This window comes from Runella limosa DSM 17973 (assembly GCF_000482465.1).
Taxonomy (GTDB): domain Bacteria; phylum Bacteroidota; class Bacteroidia; order Cytophagales; family Spirosomataceae; genus Runella; species Runella limosa.
Genome location: NZ_KI519423.1, coordinates 111,728 through 129,866, shown reverse-complemented (window position 1 = coordinate 129,866; position 18,139 = coordinate 111,728). Strand labels below are relative to the sequence as shown.

Sequence of the window (18,139 nt, the reverse complement as noted above, 5' to 3'; positions counted from 1 at the left end):
AGGTTTGCTGTTTTTGAAGCAGTCACTCATCTAAGGAATCATTGCTAAAAAACTACTATGAGGTCCATTAAGAGGTTTTTAATCCAGAATTAACGACAAATTAATCTTTCAGCCGCAGTTTTGCCTCGAATCTTTTTAGACCAAAATGAGGCGTACACTTTTTTTAGCAGCTTTTTTGCTGCCTTTTTATTGTTTTGCCCAAGACGCTCTTCGGCTTTCGCTCAAGCAAGTCGATAGTCTGTTTTTACAAAATAATCTCATTCTTCTTTCGGAGCGCTTTAGGATAGAAGCCAGCAAAGCGGCTGTCATTCAGGCCCGTTTGTGGGATAATCCGACCCTTTCTACCGAATGGAATGCCTATAACCCTGATAAAAAACGGGTGTTGGATGTGGCCAAAGGCGGACAAAAAATCGTGTCGATTGAGCAAGTTTTGCTAACGGCTGGTAAACGTAGCAAACAGGTGGCCTTGGCCATCGAAAATGCCCAAATGACCGAATACGAATTTTTGGATTTGCTCCGTACGCTCAAATTTGAACTGAGAAGCAGTTTTTTTGAAGTGTTTTTTCTTCAAAATACCCTGAATCGTTACCAGCTTCAAATCAATACCCTACAGACGACGGTCACGGCCTTTGAAGAACAGTACGAAAAAAACAACGTCTCGCTGCGGGAGTTACTTCGTCTCAAAGCCCTTCTATTTCAGCTTAATAACGACAAAACTGAAATCCTTTTTCAAATTGCGGAGAAGCAAAAAGGATTAAAAACGCTGCTGAATACCAACCTTCAAATTGCGCCTTTGGTGAACGAAGCAGATCTGAATCGCTATTTCCTCAATAGCTATACGGTGGCCGCGCTAAGTGAGTTGGCACTTCAAAACCGAGGCGATGTCAAAGTGGTGGAATCGCTCAAGCGGCAGGCTGAGTTAAACTATACACTCCAGAAATCATTGGCGGTGCCTAATCTCCGTTTGGGGGCGGTGTATGACCAATCGGGTAGCTACGTGAATCACTATACTGGAATCACGCTGGGAGCCGATTTGCCTTTTTTTAATAAAAACCAAGGGAATATCAAAACGGCAAAAAGCCTGATTGAGTACCAAAAAGGGGTACAAAACCAGAAAACCAACGCGGTTTCTAACGAAGTGGCGGAGGCATTTCAAAAGGTGCGGTACGTCGAAAACATGGTGCAAAGTGTGGATAGCAAATTCACTGACCAATTTGAACAACTCAACAAAGGTGTCGTAGAAAACTTCCAAAAACGCAACCTTACCCTGCTCGAATTTATCGACCTGATTGAAACGTATAGTGAGAGCGTTAAGGAATTTAATCGCCTTAAAGCCGACCGAATAGGGGCATACGAAGAACTTAATTTTACTGTAGGACAAGAACTTTTCAACTAAGAAAAATGAATAAAGCTATCATAGGGGTACTGGTGCTGGTGGGTGCTGTTGTGCTCGTTTCGTGCGGAGAGAAAAAAGAAGCTACGGAAGAAAAAAAGGCGTTTTCATTGTCGGACACGATGATGAAACGCATTGAGTTGGCCGATGCGGGCATTGCGCCTGTTCGTAGCGAACTGACACTGGTGGGAAAAATCAGTGCCGACGAAAACCGCGTCATTAAGGTCTATCCGTTGGTGGGTGGAAATGTGGAGTCGGCCAACGTCGAACTTGGCGATTATGTCCGCAAAGGTCAAGTGTTAGCCACAATTCGGTCGGGAGAAGTGGCTGATTTTGAGCGACAAATGATTCAGGCACAGTCGGAAGTGTTGGTGGCTGAAAAAAACTTAAAAGCTGCCGAAGAATTGTTTGAAAGCAAACTCAACTCGCAACGGGAGGTCAATGTTGCCAAAAAAGAAGTTGAAAATGCCCAAGCCGAATTGAACCGCATCAAGGAAGTTTTTCGCATTTATGGCCTTGGAAAAAGTACGCATTATATCGTAAAAGCACCGATTGACGGTTTTGTGATTAGCAAAAATATCAACCCAGGAATGCAGCTTCGTTCCGACAATGCCGAGCAAATTTTTACCGTGGGCCAAATCAGCGAAGTGTGGGTAATGGCCAACGTGAACGAAAGCGATATTCCTAAAGTGAAATTGGGAATGATGGCTGATATTCAGACGATTAGTTATAAAGATGAACTCTTTCACGGCAAAGTTGATAAAATCTATAACGTACTAGATCCCGAGTCAAAAAGCATGAAAGTGCGTATTCGACTCGACAACAAAGGGTACAAACTCAAGCCTGAAATGCACGCTACGGTGTCGCTCAAGTTTGATGAAGGAGGCACTATGATGGCCATTCCAGCCAGTGCAGTCATTTTTGACCGTAGTAAAAATTGGGTGATGGTGTTTAAGAGTCGCACCCAAATCGAAACCCGTGAAGTGACTGTTTACAAAATGCTAAACAACGTGGCTTATGTACAAGCAGGGCTGAAAGAAGGGGAGAAGGTTATTTCAAAAAATCAATTATTAGTGTACGACGCACTGAACGACTAAATTATGAATAAATTCATTCGAGGAATTGTAGGTTTTTCACTCAAAAACCGCTTTTTCGTCTTTTTTATGACGGGTATTTTGGTCATTTCAGGTGTGGTAAGTTATCTCAATACACCGCTTGAAGCATTTCCCGACGTAACCAATACACAAATCATTGTCGTGACGGAATGGAACGGACGAAGCGCCGAAGAAATCGAGCGTTTTGTGACGGTGCCCATTGAAGTCGCTATGAATTCCGTGCAGCGAAAAACCAACGTTCGAAGTGTAACCATGTTTGGGCTGAGTATTATCAAAATCATTTTTGAAGACGACGTAGAAGACTTTTTTGCCCGACAACAGGTTAATAATCAACTCCGAACGGTCTCGCTGCCCGATGGCGTTGACCCCGAAGTGCAACCGCCTTACGGGCCTACGGGAGAGATTTTTCGCTATACGTTAGAAAGCAAAGACCGTGATAGTCGCGAGTTGTTGACTCTCCAAAACTGGGTAGTGGATCGCCAACTCCGAAGTGTGCCAGGCGTAGCCGACGTGGTGGCTTTTGGGGGGCGCGAAAAAATGTACGAAATCCAAGTAAACCCAACGCAATTGGCCAAATACGACATCACGCCGCTGGAAGTCTATGAAGCCGTGACAAAAAGCAACGTCAACGTGGGCGGCGATGTGATTGAGAAAAACGGCCAAGCGTACGTGGTGCGTGGGATTGGGTTGCTCAATTCGATTCCCGACATTGAAAATATCATTGTCGAATACGTGGATGATAATCCTGTTTTGGTCAAAAACGTGGCCGATGTCAGAGAGTCGAACCTCCCTCGCGTGGGGCAAGTAGGCTTAAACGACAACGACGACGTAGTGGAAGGGATTGTGGTACAGCGCAAAGGCGAAAACCCCAGCGAAGTGCTAACACGGGTGAAGGAAAAAATTGAGGAATTGAACACCAAAATTCTGCCTCCTGACGTAAAAATGGTCACTTTCTACGACCGCGACAACCTCATTACGTACTGTACCAACACCGTTTTGCATAACCTGTTTGAGGGGATTATATTCGTTACGGTCATCGTGTTTTTGTTTATGGCCGACTGGCGAACCACCGTCATTGTGTCCATTATTATCCCGTTGGCGCTGCTGTTTGCCTTTATGTGTTTGCGGCTCAAGGGAATGTCGGCCAACTTACTCTCGATGGGGGCGGTGGACTTTGGTATCATCATTGACGGTGCGGTGGTGATGGTGGAGGGGATGTTTGTGTCGCTCGACCACCTTGCCCACAAAAAAGGTATGGAGCGGTTTAATAAATTGGCCAAATTGGGGCTAATCAAAAAAACGGGGGGAGAACTGGGTAAAGCCGTCTTTTTCTCCAAACTCATCATCATCACGGCCTTGATTCCCATTTTTAGCTTCCAAAAAGTAGAGGGGAAAATGTTTAGCCCGTTGGCTTATACCCTTGGCTTTGCGTTGTTGGGGGCGTTGCTTTACACCCTTACGTTGGTGCCTGTGTTGTGTTCATTTTTATTACGGAAAAACGTTCGGGAAAAGAACAACCCAATTGTCAACTTCTTCGACCGTGTTGTTTCTAAAGGATTCGAGTGGTGCTACCGAAGCAAAAAAATGAGCGTTTTGGCAGCCATGATTTTCTTGGGAACTACCTTGTTTTCGGCAAAATGGCTCGGCACAGAGTTTTTGCCCCAACTAAATGAGGGGGCATTGTGGGTAACAGCCGAACTGCCCATGAGTTATTCGCAGAATGAAAGTGTGAAAATTGCGAAAGTCTTGCGTGAAAAAGTAGCGAAGCACAAAGAAGTCAGACAAGTGCTTTCGCAAGAAGGACGTTCCAACGACGGAACCGACCCCAACGGTTTTAACTTTCTCCAATTCCAAGTCGATTTGAAACCAAAAGAAGAATTAGGAGGTAAAACAATTGATCAAATTATCGAAGAATTAAACGATGATTTGTCTGAAATCCAAGGGATTACTTTTAACTATTCGCAGCCCATCATTGACAACGTGGCCGAAGCCGCTGCGGGTATAAAAGCCTCGAATGCCATCAAAATTTATGGCGATGATTTGGATAAATTGGACGAGTTGGCCGATGAGGTTTTGGGGAAAATAAAGGATGTCCCTGGCGTCAAAGACGTAGGTATTTTGCGCAACACAGGCCAACCCGAAATGAGCGTGATTTTGCACGATCATAAAATGGCCATGTACGGCGTCAGTACCGCCGATGCCCAAGCGGTGATCGAAATGGCGATTGGTGGAAAAACGGGTTCTATTTTGTACGAAGGCGAGCGTAAGTTTGACATTCGTTTGCGTTACCAAGAGCCGTATCGCCGTACCGAAGATGACATTCTTCGCTTGATGGTACCGACGCTGAAAGGGAACAAAATTCCGTTGAAAGAAATCGCTTCGCTGCGTAAAGTGACAGGGCCTGCGTTTGTCTATCGGGAAAATAACAAGCGGTTTATTGGGGTGAAATTCTCGGTACGTGAGCGCGATTTGGGAAGCACCATTGCCGAAGCCCAAAGCAAAGTTGCGCCCATCTTGAAAGCATTGCCCAAAGGTTACTCGATTGACTGGACGGGAGAGTTTGAAAACCAAGTGCGTGCTACTGAGCGCCTTGGACAAGTGGTGCCGATTAGCATTGTGGCTATTTTTGTGCTTCTTTTTATCACTTTTGGCAACGCCAAAGACGCGGGGCTTGTATTGGTAAATGTACCGTTTGCGTTGATTGGCGGCATATTGGCCTTGCACATTACGCACATGAACTTCGGTATTTCGGCGGGGGTTGGGTTTATTGCACTGTTTGGGATTTGTGTCCAAAACGGGGTGATTCTGATTTCTGTTTTTAATAAAAATACTTCCGAACGAATGCCGCTGGACAAAGCAATCCGAGAAGGGGTAAAATCGCGGATTCGGCCCGTGGTAATGACCGCCCTGATGGCGGCGATTGGATTGCTACCAGCGGCGGTATCGACGGGCATTGGCTCCGAAACCCAAAAACCATTGGCCATTGTCGTCATTGGTGGGCTGGTAACGGCTACGGTACTGACCTTGCTGATATTCCCGATTATTTATCGTTTTTTCTATCGCCATCACGTACATACCATCAAAGATTTAGAATAATGAAATTCAAGACGCGTTCAGGCTATATGCTCATTGGTTGGCTGTTAAGTAGCCTAGTTGCTTTTGCCCAAAACCAAACCGATTTTCAGGTATGGCCTGGCGTGTCTTTAGAATTGGATTTGCCCAAAAAGTGGCTAGTAACGGTGCAATACCGAAGCCGATTTATCGACAATGCGACCTATTACAAAGGCTCGTATCTGTTTGGAGCGGTGGAGTATGAGTTTAATAAACACGTTAAGGCAATCACAAATTACCGTTTGGCACTGGTCGATGAAGGCGTGTATCATCGGTACTTTCTAGGGGTGGCGGCCAAGGCAAAAGTAGGTGACTTTACGTTGATGGTGCGCCCCGCCATTCAGTACCAAAGCCAACGTTTTACGGGCGATGACGAAATTCGGACGGATACCGATACCTACTTCCGTCCGCGTTTTACGGTTAAGTACAAACTGAATAAAAAATGGGATGTTTATACGTACTCAGAGCCGTTTTTTGCCATTACCAACAAGGGTACTAAAATTGATAATATCCAAAGCTCCATTGGTCTCAAATACGAATACCTCAAAAACCAACGTCTGAATCCCTATTTCATTTGGCAACCCGATTATTCGCACAAAAAATACCAGCTGACCAACTACATTGCGGGCTTAGACATGGAGTTTTCGCTCAAGCCGTTTAAATACTTCAAGAAAAAGAAAAAAGCAGCGGACAAAAAATCAGCGCCGAAACCGCATCCTCAAGGCCAATGGCCACCGAATTAGGCAAAGTATAGCTAGGCAACGGCGTTTTTGTTGAGCGTGAGGTATTCAGATGGCGACACATTGTACTTGGCTTTGAACGCCCGGGCAAAATAATTGGGGTTAGAAAAGCCTACCGAATACGCGATTTGGGCTATTTTCATGTCGTTTTTTTGTAAAAGCGACAATGCCTTTTTCAACTTCAGCGACCTGACGTACTCAACGGGGCTTTCGCCCGTGATATTTAGTATTTTGGCATATAGCGTGCTTCGGCTGACAAACATGGCTTTGCTTAATTCCTCAATCGAAAGGTTGGGGTTTTCGATGTTATCTTCTACGTAGCGCGTAAATTTCAACAAAAACTTCTCGTCTTCCGATTCTACCTCGATTTCGGGTGTTTCTAGCTGGATGTGTTTGCTGTACGTATTTTTTAGCAAGCTGTTCAAACTGAGTAAGTTCTCGATTTTGATGCTCAACAAATGGAAGCTAAAAGGCTTGGTCAAATAATCACTTGCTCCCGCTTCGAGCCCTTTTAGCTGCTCGGTTTCTTCCGACAAAACCGTCAGCATAATCACAGGAATGTGTTTGGTTCGGGTGTCATTTTTGATTTTTCGAACCATTTCAACCCCATCCACCCCTGGCATATTGACATCGCTAATGATGACCTGAGGGTGGTTGGCCAGCGCTTTTTGCCAACCCTGTCGTCCGTCAGACGCTTCGATAATTTTATATTTGGTTTTGAGACTTTGCACCAAATAGGCCCGCAAGTCGTCGTCGTCATCAACGATTAAAACAACGGGTTTTTCCAATTTTGGTGGCTCTTTTTTGGCAAAATTTTCTACCGAATCCAGCGCTTCTTTGGGTATGTGCAACGGGGTTGATTGCTCAAAAGTAATAGGAGTCAGCGGAAGGGTGATGATAAACGCACTACCAACGCCCTCTTCGCTTTCCACTTTGATGACTCCGCCGTGAAGTTTGACAAATTCTTGGGCGATAGACAACCCAATGCCACTGCCTTGGTTCAGAATATCGGCGTGGTTGTTGGCTTGAAAAAAGCGCTCAAAAATCTTGTCACGAATGTCGGCAGGTAATCCAATGCCCGTATCGCGTAAAATCATTTTTACGCCCGCCTCGCCGTCGCCAGTGATTTGAAGGCTTACGTTTCCGCCATCGTTTGTAAATTTGATGGCATTGGAGAGGAGGTTAATCAGAATGCGTTCGAGTTTATCTTTGTCGAACGAAGTATTATAATTATTAAAGGCACTTACAAAATGCAAGGCAATGTTTTTTCTTACGGCGATGTACTTAAAAGCATCTACTATTTCCTGAATAAACGTCACCAAATCGCCTTCGGTTTTGTGAAGGGTAAGTTCATTGGCTTCTATTCTTCTGAAATCCAACAACTGATTAACCAAATTCAGTAACCTTTTGGCATTTCGGCTGATTAAATTCAACATTTCAAGTTTTTCAGTACTGTTTTCCTGAAACATCAAATTTTCGATGGGGTTTAAAACGAGCGTAAGTGGCGTTTTTAACTCGTGGCTTAGGTTGGTCAAGAACTTGATTTTGACTTTTTCAAGCTCCATTTTTTGTTCGGCGTCGTGGCGTTCTTTTTCAATCAAATGCTTCATTTCTAAGCGTTCTTGGGTGCGCATGAAGTCATTTTTTAGCTTTTGAATGGAGCTTCTTCTAATGGCCCAAATCGCAAGGAGTGTCAGCAGAAAATAGCAGAAGTACGCATAGTAAGTACTCCAAAAAGGCGGCTTTACGGTGATATTGATGACTTTTTCGGGCGTTTCCCACGAGCCATCTTCGCTGTGGGCTTTGAGCCTAAAAACATATTCTCCAGGGTCTAAATTGGTATAAACAGCGGTGTTTTTGGTGCCAACTTCGTTCCATTCTTTGTCAAATCCATCAAGTTTGTACGAATACCTATTTTCGTGCGGGACGGTATAGTTTAAGGCAATAAAATCGAGGGAAAAGTTTTGTTTGTAGCTCAAAACCATTTCTTTGGCCGTTAGAATAGGCTCCGTTATTTCAGCGTTTTCAGTTGCATTTACGTGCTTATTATTGATTTTTAAGACCGTTGTTACCAAAGGAGGCGTATTTTTTCTCTGAAAAATGTCGGCAGATTTGAAGTAGTTGAAGCCATTGAGCCCTCCAAAAAACAACGTTTTATCAGCCGTGATAAAACCAGATCCAATATTGAAGGTGCTTTGTTGGATGCCGTTGTAAGGCGTGAAATTTTTAAATATTTTTTTCGCTATATCAAAAGAGCTGATTCCTTTGTTGGTACTGACCCAGAGTTTCCCTTTTTCGTCTTCTATTATTTTATAAATAACATCATTTGACAACGAAAAACTTTCGTCGAATCGCTCAAACGATTTGGTATCAGGTTTGTATAAACACAGCCCGCCGCCCAAACAGCCCACCCATATCCTGCCCAATTTGTCGCAGTGAATGGTCTGAACTCGGTCGATTGGAAGGCCACTGTTGCCATAATTTAGCACTTGAAAACGATGCTCATTGGGGAAGTAAACGGCAATCCCAGTGCCATTTGACCCAAACCATAAGTTGCCAGACTTGTCTTGCTCAATGACTGTGATAAAATTATTTAAGGGGAATTTAGCCCCAAAAATCTTTTCGCTATCTTCTATTTGGCGGGTGGTGGGGTCGTAGCGAACTACTGCAATCCCATTTGTCCCCATCCAGACTTTTCCGTCTTTATCGGTTTTAAAACAATTGACGGGGACATCTTTGGTATCGCTATTACTTCTTGAAAGATGAAAGTAAGTGGAAGCGCCCGTGGCGAGATTTACATTGTACAAACCACCTTGATACGTGCCTACCCAAAGGGTGTTTTCATTTGTTTCGAGGGCAATCACAGACGACACATTGGCCCGTTGCTGAGGCAATCTATAGGGCTTAATTTGCCCCGTTTTTCGGTTGAAAATATTGATTCCTGTTCCTTCCGTTCCGATAAAAATATCGCCCGAGGGACTTTCAGCAAAGCACATAACCGAGCTGCCAGTTAGGCCGTTGGGGTCAAATTGTTTAAAAGGTTTGTGATTGAAAAAGGCAAGATTGGTGTCGTATTTATTGATTCCACCTTGGTAAATAGACACCCAGTAGATGCCAGTATCGTCAATATAAACATCCCGCACCGACCGCCCCACGATACTTGGGGTAAAACTTGATTGTTCTATAAAAGTACTTTTTACGCGGGTTACGTTGCCAGTTTTGGGGTTTAGAATGTCTAGGTTACTTTCGGTACCTATCCATAGTTGTCCTTCTTTGTCGAAAGCCACCTTGTGGATGTGGTTATTGGAAAGGGTATTGACATCGTTGGCATCTGATTTATAAGTAGTAAAACTATTTTTTGCTCCCTTCATCACATTCAGCCCGTTTTTGCTGGTACCTACCCAGAGCTGCCCATTTTTGTCTTCGGCAATGCACGTAATATGACTGCCCGAAATGGCATCTGGGCGGTTTGGGTCGCTAAGAAATCGGGTGAATTGGTCGTTTTTGTTGGTATAAAGATGCAGCCCATTGTCGGTGCCCACCCACATGGCGTGGCGGCTGTCCTCAAAAATACACCTGATGATGTTTGAATTTAGTTTGGTACGGTTGGTAGGGGCAGCTTGTAAAGTCTTGATGTTTTTGGTGGAAGGGTCAAAAATAAAAAGTCCAGCGTAGGTGCCTACCCAGATTTTTCCAGTGTGATCGGCACAGATACTGATGATCCAGCCTAACTTTGAAAAATCATAATTGATGAAAGAATCCAAATTAAGGTTATAAACCGACAGAATGAAGTTGGTTGCTAACCAGATTTTTCCCGTTTTGTCTTGGGTCATTGCCACGACGGGCCCGCGGCCAATGCTCGTACTGTCGCGGTCGTTGTGGTGATAGGCCACAAAGTTTTGGCCATCAAACCGATTGAGCCCATCTTCCGTTCCGAACCACATGAAGCCATGTTTGTCTTTGAGAATGGCATTGACGGAGTTGGACGTTAGGCCATTTTTACTGCTAAAATTAATGAATTTATACTCCTTCTGCTGCCCACGTAGCAAGTGGACAAGGCCCAAAAAGACGAATAAAAAGGAAAGCTTCTTCATGTTCATACCTAATGAAAGCAATCCCCCATCATTTTTTACATGTGGGGGATTGAAAAAGACGTCGTGCCTTGACGATTACTTCATATTGGCCTTAACCGATTCCGCTACGAGCGAATAGGCTAATTTTCTCACGTATTGTTGTGTCCAAAGCCCTACGGGTTCATCCGCTCTCCAGCTTGAGCTTGCGGGGCTGTCCAACGGGCTCCAAATCGTGATGCCGTAGCGTTGCGCCGCAGGTATAATCTCAAAGTATTTGTCAATCACGTACTTGTACATTTCGGCTTGGGCTTTGTAATGTTCCTGAGTGGCCGCTGCCGTTTTTACGCCCGCCAAGCCAATGTCCAATTCCGAAATTTTAATCAACTTGCCCGTACCAGCCAAAAGTTTAAACATATCCGCAATCTTGGTTTTGTCAGAGTCGATGCCGATGTGCATTTGGGTACCGATACCATCGACTTTTGCCCCTTTACTTTCGATATACTTTACGTACTCGATGATTCCTCTACATTTATCTAGGTTGTATTCAAGGTTATAATCATTGATGAAAAGAATATCGTTGGGATTACCGTATTTTCTTGCCAACTGAAAGGCAGTCACGGCGTAATCTTTACCCATGTAATCTTGCCAATAAAATTCGTCACCTTTGAGGGTTTTGCCCACACCCGTTTTTAGCTCAAACGGTTTGGCGTCGTCCATCGGTTCATTGACCACATCCCAGGCTTTAACGTAAGGTTTGGCTACATTCATCATGCCCGACATCCACTTGTCCAAAGCACTGGTAATGAGTGTTTTCTTTAATTCAGGTGCTTTTTCTTTTGTCTGAACACTTCCTGTCGCATTGTACTTTGTCAAAGAGAGGTTATCGAAATAATAATTCGTGGCCGTTTTACCAAGGTTAAAAGCAATGGCACCACAGGTAGCCATATCAGCAGTAACGGTAATCTCTTTGGTATAAGTAGTCCAAGTGGGCGTAGCGGCAATCGTTCCAAAAAAGTCCCAGTGTTTGTAGGCACCAGGCGTTACGTGGGCCTGCGTTGGGTAAGAGGCGGCAACATCGGCCTTCACGTCCATTTTGAGAATGTATTTTTCTCCCAACACGGCAGCAGGAGAAAAACGTACGAAAAACTGAGCTTCCCAGTCGTTGGCGCGCACACTGGCATTGGAAATTTTCAAGGCTCTTCCCACTCCGTTGGTACCTTGGCCAGCGGCCGTGTAAGATATTACGGCATTCGCATTACTCTGAAAATTAGTGGCGGCATCGGTTTCAAAATCATTAGCGGTGATTAAATCCCAACCAGGCCCCGTTGATGATAAAATATCGGGGGCAATGACACTTTTCAAATAAGTGGCGTTTTGGTTGGCGTGCCAGCAAAGGGTATGCCCATAGACCGATGTCCCTGCTGCTTTGGCAGTTTCCAACAGTTTGGTCACATTGTCAAGCGCCAAGTTGCCGTTTGACTGCACCACCGCGCCATGTTTCATTTCATAGCCAAGGGCAATTTCATCGAAATTTTTATTGGCCAACCGATACATCACATTTTTATTGTTGTAGTCGGCCAAAGAAAGGGCTACGCCCAATTTGAAATTTGGATGAGCGCTGCGATTGATGTAAGATTTGAGTGCGGGGTAGGCATCAATATTCTCCTGAATTGCGACACTTTCGGGCTTATCGACTTTAAAGTCCACGGGCTCGAAAGTGGTGCATGAGGCTGCCACACAGGTGGTTAGTCCCAACGCAAGTTGATGTATTTTTTTCATAAGATTACTGTTCTAATGGGCTCAAAGGTTATTTTGCCACGGGTGAAAAAGTTTCCAATGCCACGGTGCGGTCGCGCATCACGAGGGTGTCGGTGGTAGCTACTTTCATCCCTGCCATGGTTATTTCGTATTTGAGATACAACGCATCGCGGTCTTTATTACCCCAGCTGTTTTTCTCTCCTTTTTTGACAAAAGTGCCGCTTCCGCTGGCGGTATAGTTGGGGGTAGCCGACGAAATGGTGCATTTGTTTTCTCCTTCAAATCGCATCAAAAGCGTTACGTTGACGTTTTTGCCGTCTTTATCTTTGATGACCACAGGAAACTCAAGCTCGCTCATCGACTTGGTGGTGAGCTTGTTTACTTCATCTTTCTCGACAAACTGCGCGTGGCGAACGATGGTCTGATTGACACTGCCCGTCACAACGTCTGTGCCACGGCGGAGGTAGTTGCCGTGCCAAGCATTGACGTACTTGATGGCATACAAAACAAAGTTCTTGGTGCGAAGAATAGAGTCAGCGTCAGTTTGGGTTATTCTCAACGGAATGACGTAGGTGTTTTTGATGGATTTGGGGTCAGCAAAAAACGCATCGGTTAGCTGCACGTCCACTCCGCCTGATAATGTTCCCTTTGGAATAACAATTTGGTCAGATGCCAAGGCGTAATAGTTGGTTGGCATGGCGAGTATTTCGTCTTTGCCAGCTCCAAACAACATCCCACTTTTTAGCAAGGAGTTATCAACCGCCACCTTGACAGTGATGTCTCTTCGGCTTTCGTAAACCCCACCCGTTGCCGCGTAAATTTGGCATTTACGTTGGTTATCCAAGTCGGTATTGATGTAAGTATCTTCGCCGAAAGTGATTGTTCGTACGGGGTATTGGTAGGCAAAATAGACATTTTGGAATTTGTAATCAGGGAATATCTTTTCCTGATTACAAGAGGCAAGCCCAACCGCGAACAGGACCAGTATTAAAACAAATCTCTTCATAATTTAAAAATTTTGTCAATGATAAAATGATCGTTGCTGATTAGTTCCACCCTTCGTTTTGTTCAAGGGCGGAGTATTTCAAGATTTCTGAGTACGGAACGGGGCCGTATTTCATGTGGGCTTTAAACACTCGGTCTTGGACGGCAGGCAGAATGGTATAAACGCCGTTCTGAATACTTACGCCTTTGGCGGGTTCGGTCATGGTGGCGTTCCAACGGCGTAAATCCCAAAATCTAAATCCTTCAAAACAAAGCTCCAAACGACGTTCATCCCGAATCAGCTGACGCATGGTTTCTTTGCTTGCCTTGGCACTTTCCAAATAAGGGTCGTTGTTGGTAAGGCCGATTCCTGCTCTTCTACGAATGGCTCTGATGACATCGTAAGCCGAGTAGGTATTGGCGCCCGTACCCGTAGGCCCAAAGGCTTCGTTGGCGGCTTCGGCGTATGCCAAGGCGATTTCGGTGTAGCGAATGTGCGGCTTGTAATGGCGCTGGTTGCTGGCCGAGGTCGGGTTCAAGTTGACATCTTGACGAAGCAGTTTTCGTAAATAATACCCTGTTCTGGTGGAGGTTTCTACCCGATTGAGGGCGTCGTTGGTGGTGCCGTTAGCTGTGGTGTTGATGGCCGTGTTGTTGACACCCGCCGTTGCACCATTTACCAAAATAAACATTCTCAAACGTGGGTCGCGGTTGGTATAAGGGTCGGCAGGATTATAGCCACTTAGCGGGTTGCTAATGGGATAGCCATTGAGCATCGGAAAAGCATCCACTAGGTTTTGGGTAGGATTAATACGACCATTTCCGAACAGGGTAGGAGGGAAATTGGCTTGTTCTAAGTCCCTGTTTTCGCCCCAGTTGTTGCGCCAAATAATTTCTGGTGGATTTGCCCCGTCTTTTAGGTTGCCGATTTCGGTGGTATTTGAGTACCAAGTAAGGCCACTTGTAGCGGCGCTTGGAATGGCATTGAGCCCACCGTTCAGGTTAAGTACCGCCGCTGCGGCGTTGGCAGCATCTGTCCATTTGGTGGCATTTCCAGTGTTGAAGGCAGGGCTTGCGGCCAACAAAGCCGCTTGTGCCCTTACTGCTTTGGCGATACGGCCCGTAAACAACCCGCTGAACGTCACTCCAAAGGCCCGATTGTACTGCTCAAGGGTGACTTTGCCGTATTTGGCAGGTATCTGCGACTCTTGCCCCAGCGTAATGTCGCGATAGTCGAGTGGGAGCTTGATGTCAGCGCTGTCCAAATCCTGATAAATTTGTTTGAGACAGTCGTCAAAAGACGCCCGTGGCAGATTGTAATTATCGCTCGTGGTTTGTACTTTGTTTAAAATGGGTACACCAAGCATTTGCCCATTTATCCCCTTGCCTGCGTGCGTTTGCAAGAGGTGGTACATCAACAACGCGCGAAGTCCGTAGGCTTCTCCCTTGATGCGGGTCGAAAACAGTTTATTGGCCACAGGGTCGGCCACCCATTGTACCTTATCAACTTCGCCGAGGGTGATGTTGAGGTATTGAATACCCGCAAAGCAGTTTGTCCATTGGTTGGCGGGGTTGTTGTTGGCCGTCCACTGGCCCGTTGCCATTTTTAGGTATCCATTGTTTTGGTCATTGCTGACGGCATCGTCGGTAGCGACGTCATTGAACGACCACGAGTTCGTAGGAATTCTGTTGTAGCCATTGAGCAAAATACCAAATGGAAATCTTGAATCACTTGGTAAGTACGCACTGGCGTCTAGTTGCCTATTATTCTCAATGGCAGGTTCTAGGAGGTCTTGGCATCCTGTCAATAAAACAGTCGCACAAACCAGCATCTTTACTATTCCTTTATTGATACAGAACATAGTGTAACAGTCGAAATGAAGTTTTAAAAAATTAGAACTGGGCTTTGATCCCAAGGTTGAACAAGCGTGTTTGTGGCGCACTGCCTACGTTAAGTTCCATGATTTGACGATTGTCAGAAACTGTTAGCAGGTTAAAACCATTGGCATACACACCTAGCTCCCGCACAAACGTTTTCATTTTTAGGACATCCGTCAAGTCGTAGCTGATCTGTACTTTTGTCAGGTCAAAACGATTGGTTTTGTACATCCAGAAATCAGAAGAGCGGAAGTTGTTGTCGCTGTTTAAGGTGGTCAATCTTGGATAATTGGCCGTCGATTTTGTTTCTTCGGTCCATCTTCCGCGTACTACTTCGGAGTATTTGTCTTCTCCATCCACCCAGAAATAAGCGCTATTACGCATGGCATTTCCGCCAAAACGACCCGTACAAAGCGCGAAAAACGTAAGCTTTTTCCACTGAGCAGTGAGGTTTATCCCCAACGTAAGTGGAGAACCAAACCAGCCGCCTTTGCCAAGGTAAACCTCGTCGCGGGTGTCAATGATGCCATCTCCATTTTGGTCTTTGTACTTGATATCGCCTGGTTTTACTTGGCCAAACGTTTGGGTAGGAGAGTTCACAATTTCATCTTGGGTTTGGAACATTCCTAAGCTCTGCAAGCCCCACATGGCATCAAGGGGTTTGCCTTGGCGATTTTGGTACGAGTTTTCGTACAATTCGGCTCTTTTGCTGGCCTTGGCTTCGTAGTAAGTACCATTGAGACCCATCGTCCATTGCACTTCCCCGTATTTTTTGTTCACACTTGCGCCAAAATCAACACCAACGCGCTTGTCGTCGTTGTAATTGACAAAAGGAATAAACGATGATACTGGCCAGCCAGTGGTAAAGTAGCTTGGGAACAAAACCGAGGCTTGAATAATGTTTCCAGAAAGTTTGTTGATGAAGAACGAACCATTGAGTGTCAGGAGTTTTTTGAAAAATGTACCTTCAAACCCAAGCGCGATTTCTTCTCTTTTCGGAAATTTCATGCTAGGGTTATCGCCTCTTCGTGACTCAGTTGCTTGAATACCCGTGCCGTCTTTCCAACCGTACCATGACCCTGCGCCTGTATAAACGCCTTGGTATAAAAAGTAGTTTTGGATGTCAAGGTCGGTATGTAAAATACTGGCAGAGGCGGTAAGTTTTAGGTCATCTACTACACTTGAATTGCGCAGAAAATCTTCTTGGCTTACTCGCCAGCCCAATGAAACCGAGGGAGAAAGTGCCTGACGGTTATTGGGAGGGAGTTTGGCCGAATGGATGTAGGCCGCGCTGAGGTCGAGGTAGTATTTGTGTTTGAAGTTATAGCTTGCTAAAAAGCCCAAGTTGGCGTTGCTGGTACGGTGATAAATGGCCGACTCCGACTGCTGAAACCCATTGGCCAATAGAATCGCCGACAAGTGATGGTTGGCGTTGAAGGTTCGGTCATAATTGAACTGACCCGAGAAGGCGATGGTTTGGCGGTAGCGGTTGCCCGACACGTTTTGGGTGCCAGAGCGGGCATCTTGGTTATAAACGGTAAGGTTGCTAATGAGGTCGGTACCGCTGTATTTATTCCAAGTTGGTGCATAGGTGGCATACGAATAATTGTACGCCAAGCTGTATTCGGTAGCATAATCGACGGCAAAAGCCGATTTGAAACTAAGCCCTTTGAGGACATTTCTGAGGTCGGCCTTGATGCCCGTATTGAACTGGAATTGTCGGTTTGCGTATTGATTGTTTCCCCCCGAATAAATCGTGGCAATCGGGTTTGTTTGGTCTAATTGCGTACCACCAAGTAAATATTTTCCATCAATAATGTTGTTACTATTTTGAACAAAAACTTGAGAAGCGGCGTCTTCTTTCTCAATCATGTCAATGGGAATCAAGGGAGAAAAACGATTGGGGCGAACCGTCGTGGCGCTGTTCCAAAAGTTAGCATTTACCCCACGACCCGTAAAGAAAATGGCCGTAGCATCGGCATTTACGCTGATAAATTCGTTCAACTTGATGTCAATATTGCCACGGAAATTAATGCGGTCGGAGTTGTTGTTGTTTTTAGCTTCTCCAAAGTTGAGGAGTGAGCCTGAGGTCGCATATCCTAAGTTGGTATAGTACCTTACGCGTTCGTTTCCGCCCGAAATCTCCGCCGTTGCATCGTAGCTTCCGTACGCATTTTTGAGGTATTCTGGCGAGTAGAAGTCGATGTTTGGATAGCGGTATTTGTTGACACCCGAAGCATGGTTATAAATGTCCAGTTCAGAGTACAAATTCGTCAATCCGTCGTTTCGGCGTGCTTCGTTGTAGAGGGTCATGTATTCGGCCGAGCCCAAATAACGTGGGAAAGCTTTGGGAACGTTGACGCCACTGTTGACCCTCAGGTCAAATTTACTTTGGCCTGCCGTTCCTCTTTTGGTGATGACGTTAATGACCCCTTTGGCAGCACGGCTACCGTATAATGCAACCGCATTTGCCCCTTTCAAAAAGACAATTTGATCAATTTCGGTGGGTGCAACGTTGCCAGTTTCGCGCGGAACGCCATCAATCATAAACAAGTAGCTGCCCATGCCCCAATTGCTATTGCCGTTGAAACCAGGAATCAGTGCTTCCATGTCGGCAAGGGTATAGGTAAAATAGTTTTTAGGAAGCATTTCTTGGACGTTGACCGACGCTACGCCTCCGAGTAAGTCCTTTTTATCAACATCCCGAAAAGCAACGCGTACTTGTTCGTTGACTTCTTCGGGCGTCATTACGATTTCACCGATTGGCCCCGTTGAAGTAATGTATTTGGTCTTAAAACCTGGGGCAACGATGGAGAGCATTTCGTTTTTGGGTACTTCGAGGGTGAACGTCCCCGAGGCATCAGTCACAGTTGCTTTTCCGACTTCATCGGAGCTTTTTACCACAGCCCCACTGATGGGCTGCTTGTTGGTGCCAACGATGGTGGCTTTGATTTTGATCGGCGCCGTGTTTTGCCCTACGACGTTGGCTTTGGGTAAAGCCAGCAGGAGACACAAGCCCAAAAATATTTTTATAAACTTCATTGCTTATTCGTTTATCAATTGATTATCTCGTTTTAGGAAATCGCA

Annotated in this window: 9 protein-coding genes; 4 read left to right on the top strand and 5 right to left on the bottom strand. The window is 45.4% G+C overall.

The genetic code is table 11. The features are described from left to right. Window positions 1–145: 145 nt before the first annotated feature. The 4 genes from K339_RS0120365 to K339_RS0120350 are packed head-to-tail and all read left to right on the top strand — an operon-like array spanning window position 146 to window position 6,362. Entirely contained in the window at window positions 146–1,396 is a 1,251-nt protein-coding gene (locus tag K339_RS0120365; protein WP_037301370.1) for a TolC family protein, read from the top strand. A 5-nt stretch (window positions 1,397–1,401) separates the two neighbouring features. Then, a complete protein-coding gene (locus tag K339_RS0120360; protein WP_028525249.1) occupies window positions 1,402–2,490 on the top strand; it encodes an efflux RND transporter periplasmic adaptor subunit in 1,089 nt (362 codons plus the stop codon). 3 nt (window positions 2,491–2,493) lie between these two features. Further along, window positions 2,494–5,604: an efflux RND transporter permease subunit gene (locus K339_RS0120355; protein WP_028525248.1), complete on the top strand. Its 3,111-nt coding sequence runs from the start codon at window positions 2,494–2,496 to the stop codon at window positions 5,602–5,604. Next, window positions 5,604–6,362 carry a DUF2490 domain-containing protein gene (locus K339_RS0120350; RefSeq protein WP_028525247.1) on the top strand — a complete coding sequence of 253 codons (759 nt, stop codon included), beginning with the start codon at window positions 5,604–5,606 and terminating at the stop codon, window positions 6,360–6,362. Before K339_RS0120355 ends, K339_RS0120350 begins: the two co-directional genes overlap by 1 nt. Before the next feature lie 11 nt (window positions 6,363–6,373). Here the strand turns inward: K339_RS0120350 and K339_RS0120345 are convergent, their stop codons facing one another. The 5 genes from K339_RS0120345 to K339_RS0120325 form a co-directional block, all read right to left on the bottom strand. Then, window positions 6,374–10,453, bottom strand: a complete 4,080-nt coding sequence (locus K339_RS0120345) for a hybrid sensor histidine kinase/response regulator transcription factor (protein WP_169731879.1) — start codon at window positions 10,451–10,453, stop codon at window positions 6,374–6,376. A 75-nt stretch (window positions 10,454–10,528) separates the two neighbouring features. Then, on the bottom strand, window positions 10,529–12,211 hold the full coding sequence (locus tag K339_RS34315; protein WP_051398141.1) for an endo-1,4-beta-xylanase: 1,683 nt from the start codon (window positions 12,209–12,211) through the stop codon (window positions 10,529–10,531). Window positions 12,212–12,239: 28 nt separating this feature from the next. Next, window positions 12,240–13,196, bottom strand: coding sequence for a DUF5627 domain-containing protein (locus tag K339_RS0120335; RefSeq protein WP_028525245.1), 957 nt, complete (start codon window positions 13,194–13,196; stop codon window positions 12,240–12,242). Window positions 13,197–13,236: 40 nt separating this feature from the next. Then, window positions 13,237–15,036, bottom strand: a complete 1,800-nt coding sequence (locus tag K339_RS0120330; RefSeq protein WP_037301363.1) for a RagB/SusD family nutrient uptake outer membrane protein — start codon at window positions 15,034–15,036, stop codon at window positions 13,237–13,239. Between the two features lie 31 nt (window positions 15,037–15,067). Further along, window positions 15,068–18,094, bottom strand: coding sequence for a SusC/RagA family TonB-linked outer membrane protein (locus K339_RS0120325; protein ID WP_028525243.1), 3,027 nt, complete (start codon window positions 18,092–18,094; stop codon window positions 15,068–15,070). Window positions 18,095–18,139 lie beyond the last annotated feature (45 nt).